Raw genomic sequence first — 23,735 nt, 5'->3', positions numbered from 1 at the left:
ACCGCCCCTCAATTGGCAGCGGCGATCTTTTCGAGACGCGCCTGGATCTCGCTCTCGGGCAGCCAGCGTCCGCGTACCATCACACCTGCACGGCGCTCGACATTGACCAGGTTTTCAAGTGGGTTGGCGGTCAGGAGGATCAGGTCGGCGCGCTGTCCGGGCACAATCGTGCCGAAGTGCGCCTTTGGACCGAAATAGCGCGCGGCCTCGCGCGTACCGGTCGCGAGCACCTGATAGGGCGTCATCCCCGCCGCCTGCATCATCCGTATCTCGTGATGGATCGAGAAGCCCGGCACGTTGAAGAATTGCGGTGCGTCCGACCCGAGCGCGATCGGTGCGCGCTCGGCATGAAGATCGCGCACCAGACGGCGGCGAAGTTCCACCAGCCGTCGTGCTGCCTCCGGCTGGAAATCAGGACGTGCGGTGAACTCCCGTTTCGCCTTTGCCCAGCCTTCCAGCACGCGTTTGGGCATATAGCGCATTTCCGGCCGGGCGATCATCGCCTCGGGCGTCTCGGACGAAGCGAGATGCTCGACCAGGCTCAGCGTCGGTATGTTCCAGGTCCCCGCCGCGACCGTGCGCCGGACCGCATCGGGGATGCGGCGCGCATCAGCAAATTGCACCCAGCCGCTGCCGAAGAAACCGGCCGGGCGCCCGGCGGTATCAGTGGCCTCGGGGACCAGGAACTCCACATAGCGATCGAGGTGGTCGATCGAAGTCTGCCGGCTCCCGAGCGCGTCGGTGAGCCGAACGCCCTCAGGAATGTGGCCGCCGAACGGCATTCCAATCCCGTTTGCGGTCTCGGCCATCGCGAGATAGGCGTCCCGCGGCACGCTGCCGATCTTGATCAGGTCATATCCCGCCGCACGATAGTCGCGCACCGCCTGGCGCGCCTTGTCAGGCGTCCCAGCAACCGCTGCGCTCAGCCACGGACTTGCCGTGTGGAGCGTCGGGCCGAGCAGTTCGCCCCTGGCGATGCGGTCACGCAGGGCAAGATGCGACGCATTTCCGGCCATGTTGCGGACGGTGGTGACGCCGTTCGCCAGATAGAGGAACAGCATATCGTCGCGATAAGCCGGATCCTCGGGGCCGGGCACATGGCCGTGCATCTCGGCCAGGCCGGGCATCAGCCAGCGCCCTGCCCCGTCGATCCGGCGGGCACCCGCCGGAATGCGTGCGGCCGTCGCGGGAGCTACCGACACGATCCGCCCTGCCCGCACCACAACGGTCTGGTCTGCGAGCACATGTTCGCGGTCCATCGGCACGACGTTGACGCCGACGAACGCGATCGTCCCGTCGGACTGCTTCGCGTCCGGCGCCGTTCCTCTTGCTGCGACAAATGCCGCTGCGACCAGCAGCATAAGCGCGAAAACAACCAGTGGACCACGCATGTCGAGAGAGGCGAGGCGTGGCATGGGAACCCTCTCCTTTCAGCCGGACCGGTTCGCGGCCCGCTAGCGAAAGCTATCACGCACGCGGCAGCTTGTCAGGTCCGCCGCGACGCCGGCAGCGCGAGCGGCACCAGCAGGTTCGCCGCCTCCAGCCTTCTCGGTACGATCGCGTCGCAGCTGACCGGGTAGGCGCGTCCGGGCCTGACCGTCATGTCCACAACGGTGCGGACCGGGCCACGATAGGATCGCTCGCCCAGACGGAACGGCTCAGCCCGCTGCGCGCGTTCCCCAACCGCCGCCGAGGGATTTGAAGAGGTTGATCTGGGCGTCAGCAATTCCGGCGTCGATTGCCGCGAGCTGGGCCTCAGCCTCGGCGAACGTGCGTTCGGCGTCGAGCAAAGCGAGGCTGTCGACCTGTCCCTCGCGCTGCTGGGCGCGGACGATGCGCGCGGCGCGCTCGGCGGCGTCGCGCGCGGCCTTGAGCGCGATGCGCCGGTCAAGCGCGCGGGCATAGGCCGAGAGCGCGGTCTCGGTCTCCTGCAGCGAGCGCAGCACGGTGCCGTCGAACTCGGCGAGCGCGGCCTGCGTGTCCGCCTCCGCCCCGGCGATGCGCGCACGGCCGCGCGCCTGGTCGGTGAACGACCAGTTGATCAGCGAGCCGAGCAGCCAGCGCAGCGGCCCCGCCCCGAACACGTCGCCGATGTCCGGCCCGGTCGAGCCGATCGAACCGCCGAGAGTGACGCGCGGATAGAGATCCGCGGTCGCGACCCCGATCCGCGCGGTGGCGGCGGCGAGCCGGCGCTCGGCGGCGCGGATGTCCGGGCGGCGTGCGAGCAGTTGCGCGCCGTCGCCGACCGGGATCGGCTGGTCGAGGCGGAGCGTCGCCACCCGCTCGCGCGCGATCTGCGGCAAGTCGGCCGGCGCGCGGCCCGTCAGCGTCGCGAGACGGAACAGCGCCGCGTCGCGCTCGGCCGCCAGCGCCGGGATCTCGGCTTGGCGCTGGTTGCGCAGCGTCGCGATACGCGCGGTGTCGAGCCCGGTGGTGAGGCCGACCTCGCGCCGCCGCTCGGTGAGGGTGAGCGAACGATCGAGCAGCGCGACGATGCGTTCGGCGACCGCGATGCGCTCGGCCGAGGCCGCGGCGTCGGCATAGGCGCGCGCGGTCTCCGCGGCGACGGTCACCCGGACTGCCTCGACATCGGCCTCGGCCGCGCCGACATCGCCGCGCGCCGCCTCGATCCCGCGCGTCACGCGGCCGGCGAGATCGACTTCGTAGCTCACCTCGAGCCCGGCATCGATCGACCAGTCCTCGCGCGGCGCGCCGGGGCCGCGCTGGCTTTCGGGCAGGCGGCCATAGTTCGCCCCTGCCCCCACCCCGACCTCGGGCAGCCGATCGGTCCGCACCTCGCGCAGCGAAGCGCGAGCGCGGGCGAGCCGTGCGACGGCGACGCGGACATCGGTATTGGCCGCGAGCGCGTCGGCGATCAGCTGGTCGAGCGCGGGGTCGTCGTACAGCCGCCACCAGTCGCCCTGCACCGGCGCGAGCGGGTCGACCGCCGGGCTCGTGGCGGCGACGAACTTGCCCGCCGCCGCCGAGGGCGTCTGGGGTGCTGCATAGTCGGGGCCGGTGGCGCAGGCGGCGAGCGCCAACGCCGATGCGGCGGTCATCAGATTGCGAAGCATGACTTGCTCCTTCTCTTTCTCGGGGTCACTCGGCGGGCTGCACTTCGGCGGCCGGGGCGGCACCGTCGCGAGGGCGGCGCTTGATCCGGTCGGCGAGCGCGCGGCACACCACGTAAAAGGTCGGGGTGAAGACCAGGCCGAAGGCGGTGACGCCGATCATGCCGTAGAACACCGCCGTACCCAGCGCCTGACGCAGCTCCCAGCCCGGGCCCGACGCCGTCACCAGCGGCAGCACGCCCAGGATGAAGGCGAAGCTGGTCATCAGGATCGGCCGCAGCCGCACCCGCGCCGCCTCGACCGCCGCCTGCAGCGCGGTCGCGCCGCGCTCCTCGGCCTGCTTGGCGAACTCGACGATCAGGATCGCGTTCTTCGCGGCCAGGCCGATCAGCACGATCAGGCCGATCTGGGTCAGGATATTGTTGTCCAGTCCCCGGAAATTGACGCCGAGCATCGCGGCCAGCAGCGTCATCGGCACGATCAGGATGATCGAGATCGGCAGCATCAGGCTTTCGAACTGCGCCGCCAGCACCAGAAAGACGAACACCACCGACAGCGCGAAGATCAGCGCCGCGACATTGCCCGCCGCCTTCTGCTGGAAGGCGAGATCGGTCCATTCCGCCGAGAAGCCCTGCGGCAGATTCTTGGCGATTACCTCCATCCGCGCCAGCGCCTGGCCGGTCGAATAGCCGGGCGCGGTGTCGCCATCGACCTCGACCGCGGGGAAGAGGTTGTAGCGGGTGACGCGATACGGCCCGGTGCGGTCCTCGAAGGTCGCGACGGCGCCGATCGGCACCATCCCGCCCGCGTTGGAGCGCGTCTTGAGCTGGGCGATGTCGGCCGGGTCGTCACGGAACTGCGCATCCGCCTGCGCGGTCACGCGGAAGGTGCGCCCGAGCAGGTTGAAGTCGTTGACATAGGACGAGCCGAGATAGACCTGCATCGCCTCGAACACGCGGCTCGGCGGGACCCCGAGCATGTCCGACTTGGCACGATCGATGTCCGCATAGATGCGCGGAGTCGCGGTGTTGAACAGGGTGAAGACGTTGGCGAGCTCCTTGCTCTTGTGCGCCTCCCCGATCACGCCGCCGGCCGCCGCCTCGAGCGCCTGGTAGCCGGCGTCGCTGCGGTCCTGCACCATCATGCGATAGCCGCCGCCATTGCCGACGCCTTGGATGACGGGCGGCGGGATGACGAAGGCGAACGCCTCGTTCATGTCCGCCAGCGCGGCGCGCATGTCGTTCTCGATGTTGAGCTCGGTCCGGTCGGTGCCGGCGCGCTCGGCGAACGGCTTGAAGGTGACGTAGGCCGCGCCCGCATTCGACGCCTGGGTCTGCGAAGCGCCGTCGAAGCCGGAGAACATCACCGCCGCTTCGGTGCCGGGCACCTCGAGCAGCTTCTTCACCGCCTTTTTGAGCACGCGGTCGGTCTCCTCGATCGAGCTGCCCGGGGGCAGCTGGATCGCGGCGAGCGCATAGCCCTGGTCCTGCGCGGGGATGAATCCCGCGGGGGTCGACCAGAAGATCACCCCGGTCGCGAGGACGAGCCCGCCATAGGTCGCGAACATCCGCCTGGGCGCCGAGGCGAAGCGGCGGGTGATGCCCGCATACCAGTCGCCGAGGCGATCGAAGTTGCGATTGAACCAGTTGCCCGCACGCCACGCCACGCGGCGCCAGCCGCGCTCGGGCGCCTCTTCCGCCTTGGGACGGAGCAGCAGCGCGGCGAGCGCGGGAGAGAGCGTGAGCGAGAGGATCAGCGAGATGATCGTCGCGGCCGAGATCGTCACCGCGAACTGGCGGTAGAACTCGCCGGTGATGCCGGTGAGGAAGGTGGTCGGCACGAACACGGCGCACAGCACCAGCACGATCGCGACCAGCGCCGCCGACACCTCGTCCATCGACTTGTGCGCAGCCTCGCGCGGGGACAGGCCGTGCTCAAGGTTGCGCTCAACATTCTCGACCACGACGATCGCGTCGTCGACGACGATGCCGATCGCGAGCACGAGGCCGAACATCGAGAGGGTGTTGAGCGAATAGCCCAGCGCCGCCAGCACCGCGAAGGCACCGATCAGCGAGACCGGGATGGCGACGATCGGGATGATCGCGGCGCGCCAGCTTTGCAGGAAGACGAGGATGACGAGCACGACGAGCAGCACGGCCTCGAACAGCGTCGCCACCACCGCATCCATCGATTCGCTGATGAACTCGGTCGGGTTCCAGATAATCCGGTATTCGAGCCCCTTGGGGAAGCTCTGCGACGCCGCCGCCAACTCGGCCTTGACGCCCTCCGCCGCGGCGAGCGCATTGGTGCCCGGTCGCTGGGTGATGCCCATGATGATCGAGTCCTGGCCCGAGAGATAGGCGTTGACGCCATAATCCTCGGCACCGAGCTCGACGCGTGCCACGTCGCGGACGCGGGTGATCGCGCCCGACGGATCGGTGCGGACGATGATGTCGGCGAACTCGTCGGCGGTCTTGAAGCGGCCCTGCGTCTCGACGCTGAGCTGCTGCGCGGCGCCGGTATCGAACGGCGGCTGGCCGACGGTGCCGGCGGCGACCTGGATGTTCTGCGCCCGCAGCGCGGCGACCACCTCGCCCGCGGTGAGGCCGAGCGCCGAGGTGCGGCCGGGATCGATCCACACGCGCATCGCATAGTCGCGCGCGCCGAACACCTGGACGTCGCCGATCCCGTCGATGCGGGTCAGCCGGTCCTTGATCTGGGTCAGCGCATAGTTGGAGACATAGCCGCGATCGAGCGACCCGTCGGGCGACAGCACGTTGACCGCCATCAGCCACGAGGGCGAGGTCTTGCGCACCACCACGCCCTGGCGGCGCACCTCTTCGGGCAGGCTCGGCTCGGCGAGCGCGACGCGGTTCTGCACCAGCACCTGCGCGGTATCGAGGTCGGTGCCGAGCTTGAAGGTGACGGTGATCGTCACGCGCCCGTCGCCGGTCGACTGCGACGACTGGTAGAGCATATTGTCGACGCCGTTGATCTGCTGTTCGATCGGCGCGGCGACGGTGTCCGCCACGGTCTCGGCCGAGGCGCCGGGATAGTTGGCGCTGACCGTGACCGTCGGAGGCACGACGGCGGGGAATTGCGACACCGGCAGCCCGAAATAGGCGAAGGCGCCGATGATCGTGATGAGGATCGCGATCACGCCCGCGAAGATCGGGCGGCGGATGAAGAAATGACTGAAGCGCATCGGGCAAAGCCTTGGCTTGCTCCGCCCGCGATCACGCGAGCGGAGTGGTTAGTCGGTCATGGTTCGCGCACTCAGCGCGCGGCGAGGGTCGCCTGCGAGGCCGCGGGTTCGTTGACCTGCGTGGGCGGCTGGGCGGCCGGGGCGCGGGGCAGTTCGATCTTGCCCACGCGCTCGGTCACCTTCGCGCCCGGCTGGATCATCTGCAGCCCCTGGATCACCACCTTGTCGGTCGGCGCGAGGCCGGCACGGATGGTGCGGAGGTTGCCGATGCGCGGGCCCGGCGTGACCTGCCTGGCCGCGACCGTGCCGTCCTTGCCGACCACGAACACGACCTTGCGCGCCTGGTCGGTGCGGACGGCCGCATCGGGCACCAGCAGCGCCCGCTCGGGCGAACCGCCGGTCAGGCGCATGTTGCCGAACATGCCGGGGGCGAGGAAATAGTCGGGGTTGTCGATCACCGCACGCGCGCGGATCGTACCCGACTGGGCGCTGATCCCGTTGTCGGTGAAGTCCACCCTGCCCTTCCAGTTATAACCGCTCTCGTCCTGCAGCCGCACCTCGACCTGCTGCGGCGCGGCGCCCGACTTCGCGCGCTCGCGCTGCGCCTTGAGGTAGAGCGCCTCGGAGCTGTCGAAGGTGAAGTAGATCGGGTCGAGCGCGTTGATCGTGGTGAGCAGCGTCCCCCCGCCGGCATCCGCGGTGGAGACGAGGTTGCCGGCGTCGACGCGGCGGTCGGAGATGCGGCCGGTGATCGGCGCGCGCACCTGCGTGAACTGCACGTCGAGCGCGCGCGAGGCGACGCGGGCCTGCGCCGCGGCGAGCGAGGCGCGGGCGGCACGGGCGCGCGCGGCAAGCCGGTCATAGTCGCTCTTCGACACCGCATCCTCGGCGAGGAGGCGGCTGGCGCGGGCGAGATCGGCCTCGGCAAGCGCGAGATCGCTCTGCGCCTGGGCGACGCCGGCGCGCGCCTCGTTGAGCGCGGCAGTGAAGGGGCGCGGATCGATGGTGAAGAGCAACTGCCCCTTCTGCACGATCGCGCCGTCGGTGAAGTGCACCGCGGTCACCGCGCCCGAGACGCGCGGGCGCACGTCGACGCTCTTCGACGCCTCGAACCGCCCGACATGGTCGTCCCATTCGGTGAGGTCGCGCGCCAGCGGGGTGGCGACGGTGACGGTGGGCGGCGGCGGCGCGGCGACCGCCGGGCTTTCGCGGTTGAAGACTCCGACGCCGGCGCCGACCGCGACGATCGGCAGCACGATCATCGAGGCACGCTGCCACAGCGGCCAGTCGCGGAAACGGCGGCGGGCGGGAAGATCTTCAACGGGATCGATACGCGTGATCATGTTCATCGGTTATTCCTCCGGTCGCGCTTGACGCGTGCGGCGACGATGCTGCCGGTGAGCAGCTCGTAATGGTCAGGGGTGAAGCCGGCGGCCAGGAAGCCGCGCACGGCGGACTGGGCGACGCGATAGCCGTGGTGCCAGGTCAGCACCGCCATGCGCCGCAGCGCCTCGAGCTTGGGATCGGCGAGGCGCGTGCTGCGCCGCTCGCCGAACAGGCTGCCGAGCGCGACCGCCATGCGGCCGGGCTCGCGCAGGCTCGAGAGCTTGTCGCGCTCGGCCAGCGCCACCACCGACCATTCGAGCGCCGAGAAGCGCGCGGGCTCGGGGGCGGTGCGGACCGCGCCGGGGGTGGCGAAGACGGCGCCGTGTTCGGCAAAGGCAAGATACGCCATGGTGCATGTCTCCTCTGTTCACGGCGCGAGCGCCGCAGTTCGCCGTCGCGGGGAGCGCGGCATGAATTCGGGTGCGAACCGGCGCGAACGCGCGCCCTCACGCGGCGAACCACGGGTCCGCCGGGCGCTTGCCGGTCATGGGGATGTCGGATGAGCGGGCGTCAGCCCGTCGTCAGACGCTAGGGACGGTACAGTGTTTCTGCATCGGCTTTCCCTTTCGATGCGGGGACCCGCCGGGGGCGAGTCCAACTTCTATACCACCCGGTATAGAAACCTTGCTGCGTTGCGTCAATGGCTTTCTGTACCGATCGATAAATTTTTACCGAGGGGAAGCCAAAGCCCTTATTTGGAGGGCCACATCGCCATGCTGGTGTCGATCAGCCGTTCGAGGTCGGCGCGCGTCGCGCCGGCGCCGGCCTGCACCGCCATGCCCTGCATGATCGCGTAGATGAAGCTGGTCAGCCCCTCGACATCGGCGTCGGCGGGCAGATCGCCCTCTTCCTTGGCGCGTTCGAACCGCTCGATCAGCGCGCGCTTCGCGACCTTGCCGCGCTCGAGCACCTCCTGGCGGATGCACTCCGCCTCGGCGCCGCACGCGACCGAGCTGATCACGCCGAGGCAGCCGTGCGGCTCGCTCTTGCTGGTCTGGTTCTCCATGCTGCCGCGGAGCAGGTGCCGGGCGACTTCGCGCGCGGTCGGCTGCTCGAGCGACTTGCTCATGTAGCAGAGCTTCTCTTCCTCGTAGAGGTCGAGCGTCTTGCGGAACAGCGCTTCCTTGTTGCCGAAGGCGGCGTAGAGGCTGGGCCGGGTGATGCCCATCGCCTCGGTCAGGTCGTTGAGCGACGCGCCCTCATAGCCCTTGCTCCAGAACACGCGCAGCGCCGCGGCGAGCGCGGTGTCGACGCAGAATTCGCGCGGGCGGCCTTTGACGGCGGGGGCGGTCAGGGTTTCCATATCGGTCGGTATATAATCATTCGGTTGCCGGACGCAACGGGTTTGTGGCGACCCGCCGGGCGAGGATCAGCGCACCCTCCAGTCCGGCATGTTCGAGGGCGGGCGCGCGCACGAAGCCGGGCGCATGCGCCGCCTCCCCCACGCCATAGCCGCCCAGCGCCGCGAGCATGCGCGCGACTGCCGCCTCGCGCAGCCCCGGCACCGCCAGCACGCCCCCGCCCGCGACGATGCGGTGCGGCGACCAGGCGAAGACGATCGTGGCGAAGAGCTGGCCGAGATAGTCGGCGACCGCCGCGAAGTCACCGGGCGACTCTTCCAGCCGCCGGCCCGCCAGCCGCGCCTGCACCGCCGGTCCGGCCGCCATGCCCTCGGCACAGCTCGGGTGGAAGGGGCAGGTGCTGGGGGTCGAGTCGCCGTCGAGCCGCAGCACCGGGACATGGCCCATCTCGGGGTGCAACGCCCCTGCGAGCGTCCCCCCGGCCCGTGCGAGGCCGGCACCGAGACCCGTGCCGACGGTCACATAGGCGACGCTGGCGCACCCCCTGCCCGCGCCCGATTCGAGCTCGGCAAGCGCCGCGGCGTTGACGTCGGTATCGACGGCCACTGGCACGCCCAGCCGGTGTTCGAGCGCGGCGCGGAGGTTGGCGCCGCTCCAGCCGGGCTTGGGCGTCGCCAGCACCTCGCCATAATTGGCGGCGGCGGGATCGACCACGATCGGCCCGAACGCCGCCATGCCCGCGCCGCTCAGGACCATTCCGCTCCGCAGCCGCTCCGCCACGAAGTCGAGCAATGCCGACTCCGCCGCCTCGGGCGTGGTGGTCGGCCAGCGTTCCTCGGCGAGCGCCGAGTCGTCACGGACCAGCCGGGCGAGCAGCTTGGTGCCCCCGGTCTCGATCGCCAGCCAGGTCCGCGAGTCCGTCATGTCGCGCAGCCTATCCGCCCCGCAGCGTCTGCGCGAGCATCCAGATGCCGATGACGAGGAACGACAGCGCCGCGGCGATCCGCACCGTGCGCAACGGCACGCGCTTGACCAGCTCGTTGCCGAGCAGCACCGCGGGGACGTTGGCGAGCATCATGCCGAGCGTCGTCCCCGCCGTCACCCCGCCAACCTCGGCGAAGCGCGCGCCGAGCGCGACGGTCGCGACCTGGGTCTTGTCGCCCATCTCGACGAGGAAGAAGCAGATGGTGGTGGTGAGAAACGCGCCGTACCGCGCCGGCCTGTCCTCGACATCGTCGAGCTTGTCGGGGACCAGCGTCCAAGCCGCCATCGCGATGAACGAGGCGGCGATCAGATAGCGGAACCACGCCCCCTCCAGCCATGCCGCCGCCTGCTGCCCGACCAGCGCGGCGAGGAAATGGTTGGCGAGGGTCGCGACGAGGATGCCGAGGATGATCGGCACCGGCCGCTTGAAGCGGGTGGCGAGCACGATCGCGAGCAGCTGGGTCTTGTCGCCGATCTCGGCGAGCGCGACCAGGGCGGTCGAGGTCAGGAAGGCTTCCAAGCGAGGTCTCCGGGCCGGGCGATGCGGAATTCCAACGACACCACGCCCTCCCGCCCGGCCTGAGCGGAAAGCATGGCGCCATTGGTCTCGCCCGAACGGGACCGAAGTCCCTGCTCCCTTCGCGCCATGGCCTCTCGACCAAGTATGTTGACGCGGAGGCCCGTCTCGCGACGGCTGGCTACTCCCCAGATGACTGCGGCCGCCCCTAGCCGCTTCGTCCGCGCAGCGCAAGTTGCCCTGCCCCGCCGCTTCATGGCATACATACCGCAACCACGAAAAGGATGGAGAGGACCATGGCCACCGCCGCCGCCGAGACCACCCGCGTCATGTCCGATGCCGAATGGGAGGCGCGCCAGCAGCTCGCCGCCTGCTACCGCGTGTTCGACATGCTCGGCTGGTCCGAGATGATCTACAACCACATCACGCTGAAGGTGCCGGGCGAGGATCATGCCTTCCTGATCAACCCGTTCGGGCTGCATTTCAGCGAGGTGAAGGCGTCGAACCTGGTCAAGATCGACATCGACGGCAACAAGCTCGACGGCAGCCCCTATCTGGTCAACCGCGCGGGCTTCGTGCAGCATTCGGTGTTCCACCGGCATCTGCCCGACGTGCATTGCATCATGCACACCCACACCACCGCCGGGATGGCCGTGAGCAGCTTGGAGGGCGGGCTGCAGCCGATCAACTTCTACGCCTGCAACTTCGCCGGCCAGATCGCCTATCACGACTTCGAGGGCGTGACGGTGCGCGACGAGGAAGGCGAGCGGCTGATCATGAACCTGGGCGACAAGCGCATGCTGCTGCTGCGCAACCACGGCATCGTCGCGATGGGCCGCACCCTGCCCGAGGCGTTCGTCAAGCATTGGGCGCTGCAGCGCGCATGCGAGATCCAGCTCGCGACGCTGTCGATGGGCAAGCCGCTGGTAGTGTCCGACGAGGTGGTCGCGGTGCATCAGCGCGACCTGCACATGGCGCAGGCCTCGATCGCCCCCGGCGCGGCGGACTTCGCGGCGATGGTGCGGCTGGTCGACCGGATCGACAAGAGCTGGCGCGAGTGAGGGCTGGCGGCGTTTTTCCACCGCTGCGGTTTTTCGCCTGCGCCGAGCATGTATCCACGTTCCCTTGCCGCATCATTCCCGCGCATTGTAACCTATTTGGTTCATGTAGGAAAATCGAGGAGCGTTTTCCTTAGTTTTCCGTGACTTGCGTCGGCAAGGCGATGCGCCGTTCGGAGCTCGCGCCACTTCGCCTGGCGAGCCGATGCGAATCGGAAAGTGGAACATGTCGTGTACGATGTTGGCGTTTGCGCCCGGTGCAATTGCACATTGCGGGTGCGGAAGGCGAACATGCCGACAGCGAATGCAGCGCCGCGGCGCGTTCGGGACGCTCGGCAGGTCGTGCGCGCCGATATCAGCGGATATCGCGGACATCCAGGCTCGCGCCGCTACTCCGCCTTCCTGACCTTCGCGAGCAGCGCATCGACCTGGACCTGCGCACCGGGCACGGCGCCGAGCGTCTCGACCGTGCCGTCGAACGGGGCGGTGAGCGCCTGCTCCATCTTCATCGCCTCGAGCACCAGCAGCTTCTGGCCGGCGGTGACCGCCTGCCCTTCGCTTACCTCGACCGAGACGATGCGGCCGGGCATCGGCGCGAGGATCGAGCCGTCACCCGCCGCGGCGCCGGCGGCACCGTCGGTGCGGGCCTCGCTCACGCGGAAGGTGGCGCCACCATGCACCAGCAGCGCCGCGCCGTCACGCGCATGGGGATAGACATGCGAGGAGAGGACGCCGCGCTCCGCCTCGAACGTCACGCGCTCGCCATTCACATTGACCACGCGTGCGGTGGCCGGGGCGCGATTCAGCCGGAATCCTTCGAGGCCGCGCGTCGCCCGCGCCGTATCGTCCGGCAGATCCTGCGCGAACCACGAGGTGGCGTAAGTGAGATCCGCAGCGGTCGGCAGCGGATCGACGGTCAGTTCCTTGCCGCGCCGCTCGATCAGGCCGGTGTCGAGCTGGCCCAGCAGGAAACCATCGTCGCCGAGCAGGCGGAACAGGAAGCCGGCATTGGTGCGGACCGGCCAGACGGTCAGACGGTCGAGGCCAGCGCGCAGCGACGCGATCGCCTCGTCGCGATGCGCGCCATGGACGATCAGCTTGGCGATCATCGGATCGTAGAAGGGCGAGATCGTCGAACCCGCTTCAACCCCGGTATCGACGCGCAGGCCGCTCGGAAAATCGAGCACCTCGAGCTTGCCGGTCGACGGCAGGAAGCCCTTGGCCGGGTCCTCGGCATAGAGCCGCGCCTCGATCGCGTGGCCGTCGATCGCAATCTCCTCCTGCCGCAACGGCAGCGGCTCGCCCGAGGCGATGCGGAGCTGCCATTCGACCAGGTCGACGCCGGTGATCGCCTCGGTCACCGGATGCTCGACCTGGAGCCGCGTGTTCATCTCCATGAACCAGATGCGGTCGGCGTGCAGGCCGTGGCTGGCATCGGCGATGAACTCGATCGTGCCCGCGCCGACATAATCGACCGCGCGCGCGGCCTTGACCGCCGCCTCGCACACCGCGAAGCGCGCCTCCTTGCTCATGCCCGGCGCGGGGGCCTCCTCGATCACCTTCTGATGGCGGCGCTGCATCGAGCAGTCGCGCTCGAACAGGTGGACGATGTTGCCATGGGTGTCGCCGAACACCTGCACCTCGATATGGCGCGGGGCGAGGATATATTTCTCGATCAGCACGCGGTCGTCGCCGAAGGACGAGGCGGCCTCGCGCTGGCATGAGGCGAGCGCATCGGTGAATTGCTGCGCAGCATCGACGCGACGCATGCCCTTGCCGCCGCCGCCCGCGACCGCCTTGATCAGCACCGGATAGCCGATCCTGTCGGCCTCGCGCTGGAGTCGTTCGAGCGACTGGTCCTCGCCGAGATAGCCGGGGGTGACGGGCACATGCGCACCCTGCATCAGCTTCTTGGCGGCGTCCTTGAGACCCATCGCGCGGATGCTGGCGGGGTTTGGCCCGACCCAGACCAGGCCGGCGACGATCACCGCTTCGGCGAAATCGGCATTTTCGGAGAGGAAGCCGTAGCCGGGATGGATCGCCTGCGCGCCCGTCTCCTGCGCGGCGGCGATGATGCGCTCGCCGAGGAGGTAGGAGTCGCGGGCCTGGGCGCCGCCGACATGGACCGCCTGGTCAGCCTCGCGCACGTGCAGCGCATTGGCGTCGGCATCCGAATAGACCGCGACGGTGCGGATGCCGAGCCGGCGCGCGGTGCGGATGATGCGGCACGCGATCTCGCCGCGATTGGCGATGAGGAGGGACTGGATCACATCGATGCCCCTTCTTTGCCAACCCACGAAACGGAGGCTGGATGAGTTGCGGACGAAAGGAATTGTCGCATGATCTCTTCCGCTTCCTGCCAGCTAAAATATTCACGGCCGGCGAACATCCGTGCAAAATATGACTTCGAGATGGGCCGATCGTATTTCGACCCGTGCCGCGCAGCCATTCGGCTGATGATTCTTCCGTCATCGCTGATCGAGAGGGCCCAACCCTTGTCCATACGCACCGCTTCAAACGCTCGACCGTCCTCCCTGAAGAGGAACACATCGGCTGCGGCCTGAACATAGTCCCCTTTGTGATTCCGCATCTCCCCGGCGAGTATTGCGCAGCGGATCGTATCGTCGTTGGCCGCTGCCTTTGCCGGCCACCCGGCGACCTCAATCGTGGGCCGAGGCGGGTCGAGCGACGAAAATGCAGGGTCCGTACGCCTGGTCATCCGAACCCGCCCATCGCCCAGATGCCGGCAACGGCGATCAGCGAAAAAAGGATCAGGATCGCGAGACCCCGGATAATGCGCTGGCCGGCACCCAGCAGCGGTTGGGACAGCGCGATCCGCCGCCAGCGGACGAAGGCGGCGGAGTCGCGTCCGGCGAGATAGTCCTCGAAGATCAGCTGGACATCGTCGACCCCGAACCGCGTCGGTCCAACGGATGAAGCCGCGACGGGCGGACGGATCCGCATCGCCTCATAATGGCAGCTCTCGTCGCCCGCGCGCTTCTCGACGCGGTAGCCGCCACGTTCCAAGGCAGCCTGCACATAGTCTTCCGGGCCGCGGGACAGGACCGCGGAAACGCTGCTTCCCTGCGCCAGGGCGTCGAGCCATTGCGCCAGCTCGGCGCCGGTCGATACGGTGCCCCCGCGGCCTTCGGACAGTTCGATCTGAATCGCCATCAGCGTGCTCCCGCAGTGCATGCCGGGGGCCACGCCTCGCGGCTCCCGGGCTTCAAGTCGGTGAGGTAGATTTCGCCCGAGCGATCGGGCGAGGCCTGCGCGAAGAGCAGCTTCTCCGCGCCGGGCGAGAGTAGCGGCCCGACCTGGAACACGTCGGCACGCGCGGGAATGCGGCCGACCTCGCGCCACGCACCGCCCTGCCTGGTGAACCGGTAGAGATGCGAGCGGTCGCCGCGGTCGGCGACGAGGATCAGCGCGTTGCCGTCGCGCGAGATCTCCGCCTCATATTCGTTCGCCGCGGTGCTGACCGGCGCGCCGAGATTGCGGACCTGCCACGCGCCGGCGGCGTCTTGCCGCGCGACATAGATGTCGCTCTGGCCGAACCCGCCTTCGCGCGAGGAGCCGAAATAGAGGTTGCCGGCGCCGTCCATGCGCGGGAGCAGCTCGGACTGGGGCGAGTTGACCGGCGCGGGCAGGCGCACCGGATCGGCGAAGGTGCCGTCGGCTTTGCGCGCGGCGAAGTAGATGTCGAAATCCTCGCCCTTGGGATCGTGGCGGGTCGAGATGAAATAGACGCCCCTGCCGTCGGGGGCGTAGCCGGCATCGGCGTCGAAGCTGCCGGCCGGACCCGCGAAGGGCGGCGGCACGGGCTTGCTCCATACGCCGCCGACGCAGCGCGACACGAGCAGGCGCCAGCCGCGGAAGCTCGCGTCGGCGGAGAGGTAGATCAGCTCGCGGCCGTCGAGGGAGAAGGCCGGGCTGGCCTCGTAGCCGGGGGTGGAGATGGCGTCGGGGGTCCAGCGCGCAGCCTCCTGCGGCGCGGCTGAGGCGCCGGCGAGCAGCAGCGCGGCCGCGACGAGGCCCTTCCCCCCGATCATCTGGCGGCCACCGCCTCGATCTCGAGCAGCCATTCGGGGTCGTAGATGTCGCAGACGATCACGGTGAGCGCGGGGAAATGATCGCCGAGGATCTCGCGCCGGATCGCGCCGTTCTCCTCGCGATAGGCTCGGTCGCCGAGGAAGGTGGTGACCTTGACGAGGTGAGTGAGGTCCATCCCCGCCGCGGCGAGCTGGGCGCCGATGTTGCGCCACACGAGGCGGCACTGCGCGGCGAAGTCGGCGGGAACGACGCCTTCGCTATCGACCGGGATCTGGCCGCTGACGAACAGCAACGACCTGCCTGGCTCGACCAGCATCGCTTGGCTGTAGCCGCCGCCGGGTTGCGGGGCATCGGGGGCGTCGACGGGGGTCATGGCTTACATCCGGAACACCCCGAATCGGGGCGCCTCCTCCACCGGCGCATTCAGGCACGCCGCAAACGCAAGCCCCAGCACGTCGCGCGTCTGCGCCGGATCGATGATGCCGTCGTCCCACAGCCGCGCGGTGGCGTGCCAGGGGTTGCCCTCGTCCTCGTACTTCTGGCGGATCGGGGCCTTGAAGGCCTCGGCCTGCTCGGGGGTCCAGCTGTCCGCGTCGCGGTGGACGGTGGCGAGGACGCTGGCGGCCTGCTCGCCGCCCATCACGCTGATGCGGCTGTTGGGCCAGCTGAACAGGAAGCGCGGCGAATAGGCGCGGCCGCACATGCCGTAATTGCCCGCGCCGAAGCTGCCGCCGATCAGCACGGTGACCTTGGGCACGCTCGCGGTGGCGACCGCCGTCACCAGCTTGGCGCCGTGCTTGGCGATGCCCTCCGCCTCGTACTTGCCGCCGACCATGAAGCCCGAGATGTTCTGGAGGAACAGCAAGGGAATGCGGCGCTGGCAGGCGAGCTCGATGAAGTGCGCGCCCTTCACCGCGCTCTCGCTGAACAGCACGCCGTTGTTGGCGAGGATCGCGACGGGGATGCCCCAGATATGCGCGAAGCCGCACACCAGGGTCGACCCGTAGAGCGCCTTGAACTCGTGGAACTCGCTGCCGTCGACGAGGCGCGCGATCACCTCATGCACGTCATAGGGCGCGCGGACGTCGGTGGGGACGATGCCGTAGAGCTCCTCCGCGTCGAATTTGGGCGGGCGCGGGTCGAGGATCGCGATGTCGGGGGTGCGGTCGCGCGGCAGGTGGCTGACGATGTCGCGGACGATGGTCAGCGCATGCTCGTCATTCTCGGCGACGTGATCGACCACGCCCGACTTGCGGCCGTGCAGGTCGCCGCCGCCCAGATCCTCGGCCGAGATCTCCTCGCCGGTCGCGGCCTTTACCAGCGGCGGGCCGGCGAGGAAGATCGTGCCCTGGTTGCGCACGATCACGCTCTCGTCCGACATGGCGGGGACATAGGCCCCGCCCGCGGTGCAGCTGCCCATCACGCAGGCGATCTGCGGGATGCCCTTGGCCGACATATTGGCCTGGTTGAAGAAGATGCGGCCGAAATGCTCCCTGTCGGGGAACACCTCCGCCTGGTGCGGCAGGTTGGCGCCGCCGCTGTCGACCAGGTAGATGCACGGCAGGCGGTTGGCCTCGGCGATCTCCTGCGCGCGGAGATGCTTCTTGACCGTCATCGGATAGTAGGTGCCGCCCTTCACCGTCGCGTCGTTGCACACGATCATGCACTGGCGGCCCGAGACCCGGCCGATGCCGGCGATCATGCCCGCGCCGGGCACCTCGCCTTCGTACATGTCGCACGCGGCGAGCTGGCCGATCTCGAGGAAGGGCGCGCCGGGATCGAGCAGCCGCTCGACGCGCTCGCGCGGGAGCAGCTTGCCGCGCGACGTGTGGCGCTCGCGGCTCTTCTCGTTACCGCCGAGCGCGGCCTGCGCGACGTCGGCGCGGAGCCGCTCGGCCAGCGCGCGATTGTGCGCAGCATTGGCCCGGAAGGTCTCGTCCTCGACGGAAAGCGCCGACTTGAGCACGGGGGCGCTCATCTTGCGCCTCCGCCACGGCGCGCGCACAGCGGGGCAAAGGGAGATATCATGGCGACCATCCTGCTGCTCATCGCGTCCAACATCTTCATGACCATCGCCTGGTACTGGCATCTCGGCAAAGATGGCCTCGAGAAACCGATCCTCACCGTCATCCTGCTCAGCTGGCTGATCGCCGGGGTGGAATATTGCTTCGCGGTTCCCGCCAACCGCGTCGGGTATCTCGCCGGCTGGACACCGGGCCAGCTCAAGATCGCGCAGGAAGCGATCGCGCTGATCGTGTTCGGGGTGTTCATGGTCACCGTGCTGGGCGAAGCGCTGCACTGGCGCCACGCCGCGGCGTTCGCGTGCATCATGGCGGGGGTGGCGTTCCTGTTCGTGGGGAAGTGATTCACGCTGCGGTCTCCGCGGGGAGCCAGCGGTCACGCATCCACGCCTCGGCCGCGGCGGCGACGCATTCGGAATAACCGGGCAATTCGGGGCCGATCAGCGGCAAGCCGAAATCGGCGACGGTAGCGCGAATGCCCTCGGCGTCGAGCGCCCGGCCGGCGGCTCGGGCGTGACGGGCGATCTCCATTTCCTGTCCCCAGAAATAGACGAGCTTCGCGCCGGCATTGGCCTGCATCCGCTGCACTTCCACGACGCGGCCGTCGCTGACCAGCGGGAGCCAGATGTCCGGCATCAGCAGGTCGACCGGCGCGTCCGGGCGCCAGTCGAACGCGTCACCGGAGACGATGCGGAGCTTGTCCCCCGCCCCGCCCGGCAGCCGCGCGAACAGATCGAGCTCGCGGTGCATGGCGATGACATCGGGATCGCGCTCGACCACGGTCACGGCGGTGACCCCCTCGCGCAGCGCGCTGGCGGCGGCGGACCAGCCCATGCCGAGGCCGAGCACCGCGACATGGCTGGAGGCGAGCGCAACGCCGATCCCCTGGCTCTCGAACTCGAGCGGGGTGAGCGACATCCAGGTCTCGCCGTCGCGGGTGAGCGCCGATACGGTGTGAAGGCCGGGCGGGCTCCAATAGCCGCGGGTCAGCACGTTCGCGGGGGCATGGAGCTCCCACCGCCCGCTGGTCATCGGCCGATAGAGATGCTCGAACAGCGCGGTCCCCGCGGCGAGCGCTGGAACCAGCTCGGCGGCCTGCAGCATCACGCCGCGCCGACCAGCTCGCGGCCGATCAGCATGCGGCGGATCTCGTTGGTGCCGGCCCCGATGTCGAGCAGCTTGGCGTCGCGCAGGAAGCGCTCGACCGGCCAGTCCTTGGTATAGCCCGCGCCGCCCAGCGCCTGCACCGCCTCGCCCGCGACCCTGAAGGCGTTCTCGCTGGCGAGCAGGATCGCGCCGGCGGCATCGAAGCGCGTGGTCTTGCCCGCGTCGCACGCCTGCGCGACGGCATAGACATAGGCGCGCGCCGAGTTGAGCGCGACATACATGTCGGCGACCTTGGCCTGCATCAGCTGGAAGCTGCCGATCGCCTGGCCGAACTGCTTGCGCTCGCGCAGATACGGGAGGACCACGTCGAGGCAGGCCTGCATGATGCCGAGCTGGATGCCGGCGAGCACGGTGCGCTCATAGTCGAGGCCCGACATCAACACGCCGACGCCGCCGTTGAGCGGGCCCATGACGTTTTCCTCGGGCACCTCGCAATCGTCGAACACCAGCTCGGCGGTGGGCGAGCCGCGCATGCCCATCTTGTCGATCTTCTGCCCGATACTGAAGCCGGGCATGTCCTTCTCGATCAGGAAGGTGGTGATGCCGCGGCTGCCCTCGCCGGTCTTGGCGTAGACGACCAGCGTGTCGGCATAGGCGGCATTGGTGATCCAGAATTTGGTGCCGTTGAGGACGTAGCGGTCGCCCCTGTGCTCGGCGCGCAGCTTCATGCTGACGACGTCGGAGCCCGCGCCCGACTCGGACATGGCGAGGCTGCCGACATGCTCGCCGCTGATCAGCTTGGGCAGGTATCTCGCCTTCTGCTCGGGCGATGCCCAGCGGCGGATCTGGTTGACGCAGAGGTTGGAGTGCGCGCCGTAGCTGAGCCCGATCGAGGCCGAGGCGCGGCTGACCTCCTCGCACGCGATGACGTGCTCGAGATAGCCGAGGCCGAGCCCGCCATATTCCTCGTCGACGGTGATGCCGTGCAGGCCGAGCTCGCCCATCGCCGGCCACAGCTCGTCGCGCGGGAACCAGTCCTCGGCATCGATGCGCGCGGCGAGCGGCTCGATCCGCTCCCTGGCGAAGCGCTGCGTGGTGTCGCGGATCATCTCCGCGGTCTCGCCGAGCGCGAAATCCATCTGGGGCAGGCTCATCGGGCTCTCCTGGGATTTTCAGCCCAGCTTAGCGAGTGATCGCCGCGGAGAAAAATTGAAAGGCAGCGCGCTAGAGCATAGACCATGTCTATGATCGACCGCTATCTGCTGCGCTATTTCCTCGCCGTCATCGATAGCGGGACGTTCACCGCGGCGGCCGCGCAAGTCAACGTCTCGCAGCCCACCCTCTCCGCCGGGATCGCCAAGCTCGAGCGCGAGGCCGGGGCGAAGCTGTTCCGCCGCAACAGCCAGCGGGTCGAGCTGACCGAGGCCGGCGCGCGCTTCGCGGTGCATGCGCGGCGAATCGAGCGCGAGTTCAACCTGGCGCAGGCGTCGGTCGGGGAGATCGCCGCGGCGGGCACGCTGCGGCTCGGCGTGCTGACGACGCTCGCCACCGCCGATCTCGCGGCGTTCGCGGCGCGCGCGGCGCGGACCGCGCCGCGGCTGGCGATCGAGCTGGTCGAGGGCAATGCCGCGGCGCTGTCGCAGCATCTCGCACGGGGCCGCATCGACCTCGCGCTGACCGCGACGCATGGCGAGCCAGAGACCGAGGCGCTGCGCAGCGAAGCCTATGTGCTCGCCCTGCCCGCAGCGCATCCGCTGGCGGGCGAAGCCGCCGTACCGGGCGAGGCGCTGGCCGGCGAGACGATGATCGTCCGGCGCAATTGCGAGGCGCTGTCTGAGACCAGCCGCTACTTCACCCGGCGCGGCATCCGGCCGTTCTTCGCGCTGCGCACGACCAATGACGACCGCGCACTGGCGATGGTCGCGGCGGGGCTCGGCGTCACGGTCGTGCCCGCCTCGCAACGGCACGAGGGCGTCGCGAGCCCGGCGCTGCTCGGCTTCGGCCTTAAGCGCACCCTGACGCTCGCGTGGGGCGACGACACCGCCGCGATGCGGGAGGCAGCGGCCCCGGTGGTGGGGATATTGCGGGAGCAGTTTGGCTGAGGCTCAATCCCTCCTCCTGGCGGTGAGGATTGAAGGGGCTGACAGCCGCAATGTTCACGCTATGTGAAACGCAGACAGGGAGAGCAGGCATGGCGGGGCGCTATTTCGACGAGTGGCAGGTGGGCGACCGGATCGTGCACGAGCTGCGCCGCACCGTCACCGAGACCGACAACCTGCTGATCTCGACCCTCACCCACAATCCGCAGCCGCTCCATCTCGACGCCGAGGCCGCGGGTGCGAGCGAGTTCGGGCGGATCCTCGTCAACGGCACCTTCACCTTCGCGCTGCTCGTCGGCATCTCGGTCGGCGACACCACGCTCGGCACGCTGGTCGCGAACCTGGGCTATGACGAGGTGCGCATGCCCAAGCCCGTATTCATCGGCGACACGCTGCGCGCCGAGACCGAGGTGGTCGAGCTGCGCCCCTCCAGCTCACGGCCGGGCCAGGGCATCGTCACCTTCCGCCACATCATGCTCAACCAGCGCGACGAGACGGTCTGCACGATGCTGCGCAGCGCCCTGCTCAAGGCGCGCAGCTGACGACCGATAGGTCCATTCCGGAGGCACATCCGCGTCCATTGCGGAGCAGAGTCCGGCTTTTCCTTTACCGCCGTTAACCACCCTGGCCGGATAACCCTCCGGTAACCGGGGGAACGGTCTCATGCATATGGTTTCGGGCCGGCGCGGCACGGCGATCGTCGAATTCGCGATCCTGCTGCCGGTGCTCATCTCGCTGCTCGCGGGAATATTGTGCTTCGGCCTCTATTTCGGCGCGGCGCATTCGGTGCAGCAACTCGCTGCCGATGCCGCGCGGCACAGCATCGCCGGGGAGACGCTCGCCGAGCGCCAGACCTTGGTCACCGGGTTCGTCGGCACGCACGGCCCGTCCTATTTCCTGATCCGTTCCGAACGGCTGAGCGAGGTCAGCGCGACCGAGCAGAGCGGCGGGCGGCTGCGCGTGCGGATCGCCTATGACGCGACCTGGCTGCCGATCTTCGGCTTCGCACGCGTCCTGCCGCTGCCGCCCGCGACGATCACGCGCGACTGCGTGATCCTGGGCGCAGGGGCATGATCCGCGCATTGTCGAAGGACCGCCGCGGCGCGACCGCGATGCTGGTGGCGTCCGCCCTGCCCTTCCTGCTCGCCGCCACCGCCGCCGCGGTCGATGTCGGCGCGGTCGCGCTCGAACGGCGGCGGATGCAGGGCGCGGTCGACGCCGCGGCGCTCACGGCGGCGCAGGACCTGGCCAGCGCCGACAGCCGTGCCCGCGCGGTGCTCACCGCCAACCGGGTCGAATCACCCGCCGTCGCGCAGGTCGCGACCGGTTCGGTTACGGGGACGGGCGAGAATCGCACCTTCACGCCGGGCGGCGCGGGCGACGCGGTGCGCGTCTCCGCCACCTATCCCAACCCGTCCTATTTCATCCGCGCGCTCGGTCTGCGCTTCGACGACGCCACCGTCACCGCGGTTGCGAGCCGGCGGAACCTCGGCGCGATCTCGATCGGCTCGGGGGTCGCGGCGTTCGACAACGGGCTGGTCAACAGCCTGACACGTGGGCTGACGGGCTCGAGCGTCGGGCTCTCGCTGGTCAGCTATCAGGGGCTGGCGAGCGTCGACCTCGACCTGTTCACCTTCCTCGACGCCATCGCGGTGCGCGCCGATCTCGACGTGATGACCTATGAGCAATTGCTCGCGCAGGAGATCGAGCTGCCCGTGCTGCTGCGCGCGCTCGACGATGTGAGCGGCGGCCAGGGGCTCGGCGCGGTCGCCGCGGGGATCACGGGGACGCCGCGCTCGCTGCGGCTCGGCGACCTGATCGGACTCGATATTGGCGGCGCGGGCGTGACCGGGAGCGGCGGCGCCTCGGCGCTGCTCGCCCGGGTGCGCGCGAGCGACCTGTTGGGCGCGATGCTCTCGGTCGCCAATCGCGACCATATCGTCGCGCTCGACCTTGCCGGAACGATCCCCGGGCTCGCTTCGGTGCGTGCCGAGGTCAAGATCGGCAAGACGATGCAGTCGAGCCCGTGGATGGTGGTCAACGACCGCGGCGGGGTCGAGGTGAGCACCGCACAGGCACGCATCAACCTCGCCGCCGAGGTCGGGCCGCTGCTGGGGCTCGGCGTCAAGCTGCCGCTCGCGGCCGAGGTCGCGCCGGCGCGCGCGATCCTCGACGCGGTGCCGTGCGCGCCGCGCGACACGGCGGCGGTGCGCGCCCGTGCCGGAGTGGCGCGGCTCGCCATCGCCGATCTCGCAGTCGGCGAGCCGATCCCGACCAGCGCCGCGGCACTCAAGCCCGCGCCGCTGATCCGCGCTCCGCTGATCTCGGTCGACGCCAAGGCGTTCGGCGCGATGGAGGCTTCCACCTGGCAGAATCTGAGCTTCACCAAGGCCGAGATCGCGGCGCATCAGGCCAAGGCGATCGCCACCACCGACGGCGTCTCCACCCTGCTCGCCACCTTGTTGTCGTCGCTCGATATCGATGTGAGTCTGCTCGGGCTCGGTCTCGGCGTCGGGCTGCCCGGCGAGGGGCAGATCGCGGCCAAGCTGCTGCAGGCCGCGCCCGCGCTGGAGACGGCCTTGTTCCAGCTGCTGTCCTTCGCCGGGCTCAGCATCGGGACGGCGCATGTCCGCGTCGACGGCTATCGCTGCGGCAAGCCGATGCTCGTCGCATGAGCGGAAAGCTCGACGGCGTGCAGCGGTGCGACATCCGCTTGTTCCGCGAGCGCGCGCGCGAGGAACGCCGCCGCGGCCGCCGCGCCGACAGCGAACGCGCGCGGACCGTGCATGGCGAGATGGCGGACCATTATGAGATGGTCGCCGATCTGCTCGAGGCGAAGGCCGGCTGGCGGCCGCGCTGTCCCGCGGCCGCCTGGGCGCGGTTGCTTCACCGGCTGCTGCCGCGCTGAGCGGGCTTGGGTTTGGCCCCGCATC

The 23,735-nt window shown here is 69.3% G+C and carries 23 protein-coding genes and 1 riboswitch; of the genes, 7 read left to right on the top strand and 16 right to left on the bottom strand.

What is annotated here, in order from left to right; translation table 11 throughout:
* Positions 1–8 precede the first annotated feature (8 nt).
* From ACO227_RS13720 to ACO227_RS13685, 8 genes are all read right to left on the bottom strand, one after another.
* Positions 9–1,361 carry an amidohydrolase family protein gene (locus ACO227_RS13720; RefSeq protein WP_423602390.1) on the bottom strand — a complete coding sequence of 451 codons (1,353 nt, stop codon included), beginning with the start codon at positions 1,359–1,361 and terminating at the stop codon, positions 9–11.
* Positions 1,362–1,658: 297 nt separating this feature from the next.
* On the bottom strand, positions 1,659–3,074 hold the full coding sequence (locus ACO227_RS13715; protein WP_423602389.1) for an efflux transporter outer membrane subunit: 1,416 nt from the start codon (positions 3,072–3,074) through the stop codon (positions 1,659–1,661).
* Positions 3,075–3,099: 25 nt separating this feature from the next.
* Positions 3,100–6,276: an efflux RND transporter permease subunit gene (locus ACO227_RS13710; RefSeq protein WP_423602388.1), complete on the bottom strand. Its 3,177-nt coding sequence runs from the start codon at positions 6,274–6,276 to the stop codon at positions 3,100–3,102.
* A 71-nt stretch (positions 6,277–6,347) separates the two neighbouring features.
* Positions 6,348–7,625 (bottom strand): efflux RND transporter periplasmic adaptor subunit, encoded by a 1,278-nt coding sequence (locus tag ACO227_RS13705; protein WP_423602386.1) that lies wholly within the window; start codon positions 7,623–7,625, stop codon positions 6,348–6,350.
* Entirely contained in the window at positions 7,622–8,011 is a 390-nt protein-coding gene (locus ACO227_RS13700) for a hypothetical protein (protein ID WP_423602384.1), read from the bottom strand. The genes ACO227_RS13705 and ACO227_RS13700 overlap by 4 nt, the downstream gene beginning before the upstream one ends.
* Before the next feature lie 342 nt (positions 8,012–8,353).
* Positions 8,354–8,965: a TetR/AcrR family transcriptional regulator gene (locus ACO227_RS13695; RefSeq protein WP_423602382.1), complete on the bottom strand. Its 612-nt coding sequence runs from the start codon at positions 8,963–8,965 to the stop codon at positions 8,354–8,356.
* 16 nt (positions 8,966–8,981) lie between these two features.
* A complete protein-coding gene (locus ACO227_RS13690) occupies positions 8,982–9,887 on the bottom strand; it encodes an ROK family protein (protein WP_423602381.1) in 906 nt (301 codons plus the stop codon).
* Positions 9,888–9,897: 10 nt separating this feature from the next.
* Entirely contained in the window at positions 9,898–10,467 is a 570-nt protein-coding gene (locus ACO227_RS13685; RefSeq protein WP_423602379.1) for a TMEM165/GDT1 family protein, read from the bottom strand.
* 66 nt (positions 10,468–10,533) lie between these two features.
* Positions 10,534–10,667: riboswitch (yybP-ykoY riboswitch) on the bottom strand.
* A gap of 93 nt (positions 10,668–10,760) precedes the next feature.
* On the opposite strand from ACO227_RS13685, the gene ACO227_RS13680 reads away from it, so the two are divergent.
* Positions 10,761–11,525 (top strand): class II aldolase/adducin family protein, encoded by a 765-nt coding sequence (locus ACO227_RS13680; RefSeq protein ID WP_423602378.1) that lies wholly within the window; start codon positions 10,761–10,763, stop codon positions 11,523–11,525.
* Positions 11,526–11,911: 386 nt separating this feature from the next.
* Here ACO227_RS13680 and ACO227_RS13675 read toward each other — a convergent pair whose 3' ends face one another.
* Genes ACO227_RS13675 through ACO227_RS13650 form a run of 6 tightly spaced genes read right to left on the bottom strand, consistent with a single transcriptional unit; the run spans position 11,912 to position 17,553 of the window.
* The gene (locus tag ACO227_RS13675; protein WP_423602376.1) at positions 11,912–13,792 is read right to left on the bottom strand and encodes an acetyl/propionyl/methylcrotonyl-CoA carboxylase subunit alpha; all 1,881 of its coding nucleotides are present in this window, start codon (positions 13,790–13,792) and stop codon (positions 11,912–11,914) included.
* Positions 13,789–14,241, bottom strand: a complete 453-nt coding sequence (locus ACO227_RS13670; RefSeq protein WP_423602374.1) for a hypothetical protein — start codon at positions 14,239–14,241, stop codon at positions 13,789–13,791. Before ACO227_RS13670 ends, ACO227_RS13675 begins: the two co-directional genes overlap by 4 nt.
* Positions 14,238–14,696, bottom strand: coding sequence for a hypothetical protein (locus ACO227_RS13665; RefSeq protein ID WP_423602372.1), 459 nt, complete (start codon positions 14,694–14,696; stop codon positions 14,238–14,240). Before ACO227_RS13665 ends, ACO227_RS13670 begins: the two co-directional genes overlap by 4 nt.
* Positions 14,696–15,574 carry a hypothetical protein gene (locus tag ACO227_RS13660; RefSeq protein ID WP_423602371.1) on the bottom strand — a complete coding sequence of 293 codons (879 nt, stop codon included), beginning with the start codon at positions 15,572–15,574 and terminating at the stop codon, positions 14,696–14,698. The genes ACO227_RS13665 and ACO227_RS13660 overlap by 1 nt, the downstream gene beginning before the upstream one ends.
* Positions 15,571–15,948 carry a RidA family protein gene (locus ACO227_RS13655; RefSeq protein ID WP_423602369.1) on the bottom strand — a complete coding sequence of 126 codons (378 nt, stop codon included), beginning with the start codon at positions 15,946–15,948 and terminating at the stop codon, positions 15,571–15,573. The genes ACO227_RS13660 and ACO227_RS13655 overlap by 4 nt, the downstream gene beginning before the upstream one ends.
* A 3-nt stretch (positions 15,949–15,951) precedes the next feature.
* Positions 15,952–17,553, bottom strand: a complete 1,602-nt coding sequence (locus tag ACO227_RS13650) for a carboxyl transferase domain-containing protein (RefSeq protein ID WP_423602368.1) — start codon at positions 17,551–17,553, stop codon at positions 15,952–15,954.
* Between the two features lie 48 nt (positions 17,554–17,601).
* On the opposite strand from ACO227_RS13650, the gene ACO227_RS13645 reads away from it, so the two are divergent.
* Positions 17,602–17,940: a DMT family protein gene (locus ACO227_RS13645; protein ID WP_423602367.1), complete on the top strand. Its 339-nt coding sequence runs from the start codon at positions 17,602–17,604 to the stop codon at positions 17,938–17,940.
* Between the two features lies 1 nt (position 17,941).
* Here ACO227_RS13645 and ACO227_RS13640 read toward each other — a convergent pair whose 3' ends face one another.
* Both ACO227_RS13640 and ACO227_RS13635 read right to left on the bottom strand, forming a co-directional pair.
* Complete coding sequence (locus ACO227_RS13640) at positions 17,942–18,700, bottom strand: hypothetical protein (protein WP_423602366.1); 759 nt, start codon at positions 18,698–18,700, stop codon at positions 17,942–17,944.
* Entirely contained in the window at positions 18,700–19,851 is a 1,152-nt protein-coding gene (locus ACO227_RS13635; protein ID WP_423607357.1) for an isovaleryl-CoA dehydrogenase, read from the bottom strand. The genes ACO227_RS13640 and ACO227_RS13635 overlap by 1 nt, the downstream gene beginning before the upstream one ends.
* Positions 19,852–19,947: 96 nt before the next feature.
* Between ACO227_RS13635 and ACO227_RS13630 the strand changes: the two genes are divergently transcribed.
* From ACO227_RS13630 to ACO227_RS13610, 5 genes are all read left to right on the top strand, one after another.
* Positions 19,948–20,805, top strand: a complete 858-nt coding sequence (locus tag ACO227_RS13630) for a LysR family transcriptional regulator (RefSeq protein ID WP_423602365.1) — start codon at positions 19,948–19,950, stop codon at positions 20,803–20,805.
* 89 nt (positions 20,806–20,894) lie between these two features.
* The gene (locus tag ACO227_RS13625) at positions 20,895–21,344 is read left to right on the top strand and encodes a MaoC family dehydratase (protein WP_423602364.1); all 450 of its coding nucleotides are present in this window, start codon (positions 20,895–20,897) and stop codon (positions 21,342–21,344) included.
* A gap of 121 nt (positions 21,345–21,465) precedes the next feature.
* Positions 21,466–21,876, top strand: coding sequence for a TadE/TadG family type IV pilus assembly protein (locus ACO227_RS13620; protein WP_423602363.1), 411 nt, complete (start codon positions 21,466–21,468; stop codon positions 21,874–21,876).
* The gene (locus tag ACO227_RS13615; protein WP_423602362.1) at positions 21,873–23,477 is read left to right on the top strand and encodes a pilus assembly protein TadG-related protein; all 1,605 of its coding nucleotides are present in this window, start codon (positions 21,873–21,875) and stop codon (positions 23,475–23,477) included. The genes ACO227_RS13620 and ACO227_RS13615 overlap by 4 nt, the downstream gene beginning before the upstream one ends.
* Positions 23,474–23,710 (top strand): hypothetical protein, encoded by a 237-nt coding sequence (locus ACO227_RS13610; protein WP_423602361.1) that lies wholly within the window; start codon positions 23,474–23,476, stop codon positions 23,708–23,710. The genes ACO227_RS13615 and ACO227_RS13610 overlap by 4 nt, the downstream gene beginning before the upstream one ends.
* The last annotated feature ends 25 nt before the right edge of the window (positions 23,711–23,735 follow it).

This window comes from Sphingomonas sp. MS122 (genome assembly GCF_049532975.1).
In the GTDB taxonomy this organism is placed as follows: domain Bacteria; phylum Pseudomonadota; class Alphaproteobacteria; order Sphingomonadales; family Sphingomonadaceae; genus Sphingomonas.
The sequence above is the reverse complement of the archived record's forward strand: the minus strand, read 5'-3'. Positions and strand labels throughout refer to the sequence as shown.

Excerpts from the sequence above, each read along its gene's own strand:
- ACO227_RS13720 (WP_423602390.1), bottom strand. The coding sequence starts at position 1,361 with ATGCTGCTGGTCGCAGCGGCATTTGTCGCAGCAAGAGGAACGGCGCCG.
- ACO227_RS13715 (WP_423602389.1), bottom strand. The coding sequence starts at position 3,074 with ATGCTTCGCAATCTGATGACCGCCGCATCGGCGTTGGCGCTCGCCGCC.
- ACO227_RS13710 (WP_423602388.1), bottom strand. The coding sequence starts at position 6,276 with ATGCGCTTCAGTCATTTCTTCATCCGCCGCCCGATCTTCGCGGGCGTG.
- ACO227_RS13705 (WP_423602386.1), bottom strand. The coding sequence starts at position 7,625 with ATGAACATGATCACGCGTATCGATCCCGTTGAAGATCTTCCCGCCCGC.
- ACO227_RS13700 (WP_423602384.1), bottom strand. The coding sequence starts at position 8,011 with ATGGCGTATCTTGCCTTTGCCGAACACGGCGCCGTCTTCGCCACCCCC.
- ACO227_RS13695 (WP_423602382.1), bottom strand. The coding sequence starts at position 8,965 with ATGGAAACCCTGACCGCCCCCGCCGTCAAAGGCCGCCCGCGCGAATTC.
- ACO227_RS13690 (WP_423602381.1), bottom strand. The coding sequence starts at position 9,887 with ATGACGGACTCGCGGACCTGGCTGGCGATCGAGACCGGGGGCACCAAG.
- ACO227_RS13680 (WP_423602378.1), top strand. The coding sequence starts at position 10,761 with ATGGCCACCGCCGCCGCCGAGACCACCCGCGTCATGTCCGATGCCGAA.
- ACO227_RS13670 (WP_423602374.1), bottom strand. The coding sequence starts at position 14,241 with ATGACCAGGCGTACGGACCCTGCATTTTCGTCGCTCGACCCGCCTCGG.
- ACO227_RS13665 (WP_423602372.1), bottom strand. The coding sequence starts at position 14,696 with ATGGCGATTCAGATCGAACTGTCCGAAGGCCGCGGGGGCACCGTATCG.
- ACO227_RS13660 (WP_423602371.1), bottom strand. The coding sequence starts at position 15,574 with ATGATCGGGGGGAAGGGCCTCGTCGCGGCCGCGCTGCTGCTCGCCGGC.
- ACO227_RS13655 (WP_423602369.1), bottom strand. The coding sequence starts at position 15,948 with ATGACCCCCGTCGACGCCCCCGATGCCCCGCAACCCGGCGGCGGCTAC.
- ACO227_RS13650 (WP_423602368.1), bottom strand. The coding sequence starts at position 17,553 with ATGAGCGCCCCCGTGCTCAAGTCGGCGCTTTCCGTCGAGGACGAGACC.
- ACO227_RS13645 (WP_423602367.1), top strand. The coding sequence starts at position 17,602 with ATGGCGACCATCCTGCTGCTCATCGCGTCCAACATCTTCATGACCATC.
- ACO227_RS13640 (WP_423602366.1), bottom strand. The coding sequence starts at position 18,700 with ATGCTGCAGGCCGCCGAGCTGGTTCCAGCGCTCGCCGCGGGGACCGCG.
- ACO227_RS13630 (WP_423602365.1), top strand. The coding sequence starts at position 19,948 with ATGATCGACCGCTATCTGCTGCGCTATTTCCTCGCCGTCATCGATAGC.
- ACO227_RS13625 (WP_423602364.1), top strand. The coding sequence starts at position 20,895 with ATGGCGGGGCGCTATTTCGACGAGTGGCAGGTGGGCGACCGGATCGTG.
- ACO227_RS13620 (WP_423602363.1), top strand. The coding sequence starts at position 21,466 with ATGCATATGGTTTCGGGCCGGCGCGGCACGGCGATCGTCGAATTCGCG.
- ACO227_RS13615 (WP_423602362.1), top strand. The coding sequence starts at position 21,873 with ATGATCCGCGCATTGTCGAAGGACCGCCGCGGCGCGACCGCGATGCTG.
- ACO227_RS13610 (WP_423602361.1), top strand. The coding sequence starts at position 23,474 with ATGAGCGGAAAGCTCGACGGCGTGCAGCGGTGCGACATCCGCTTGTTC.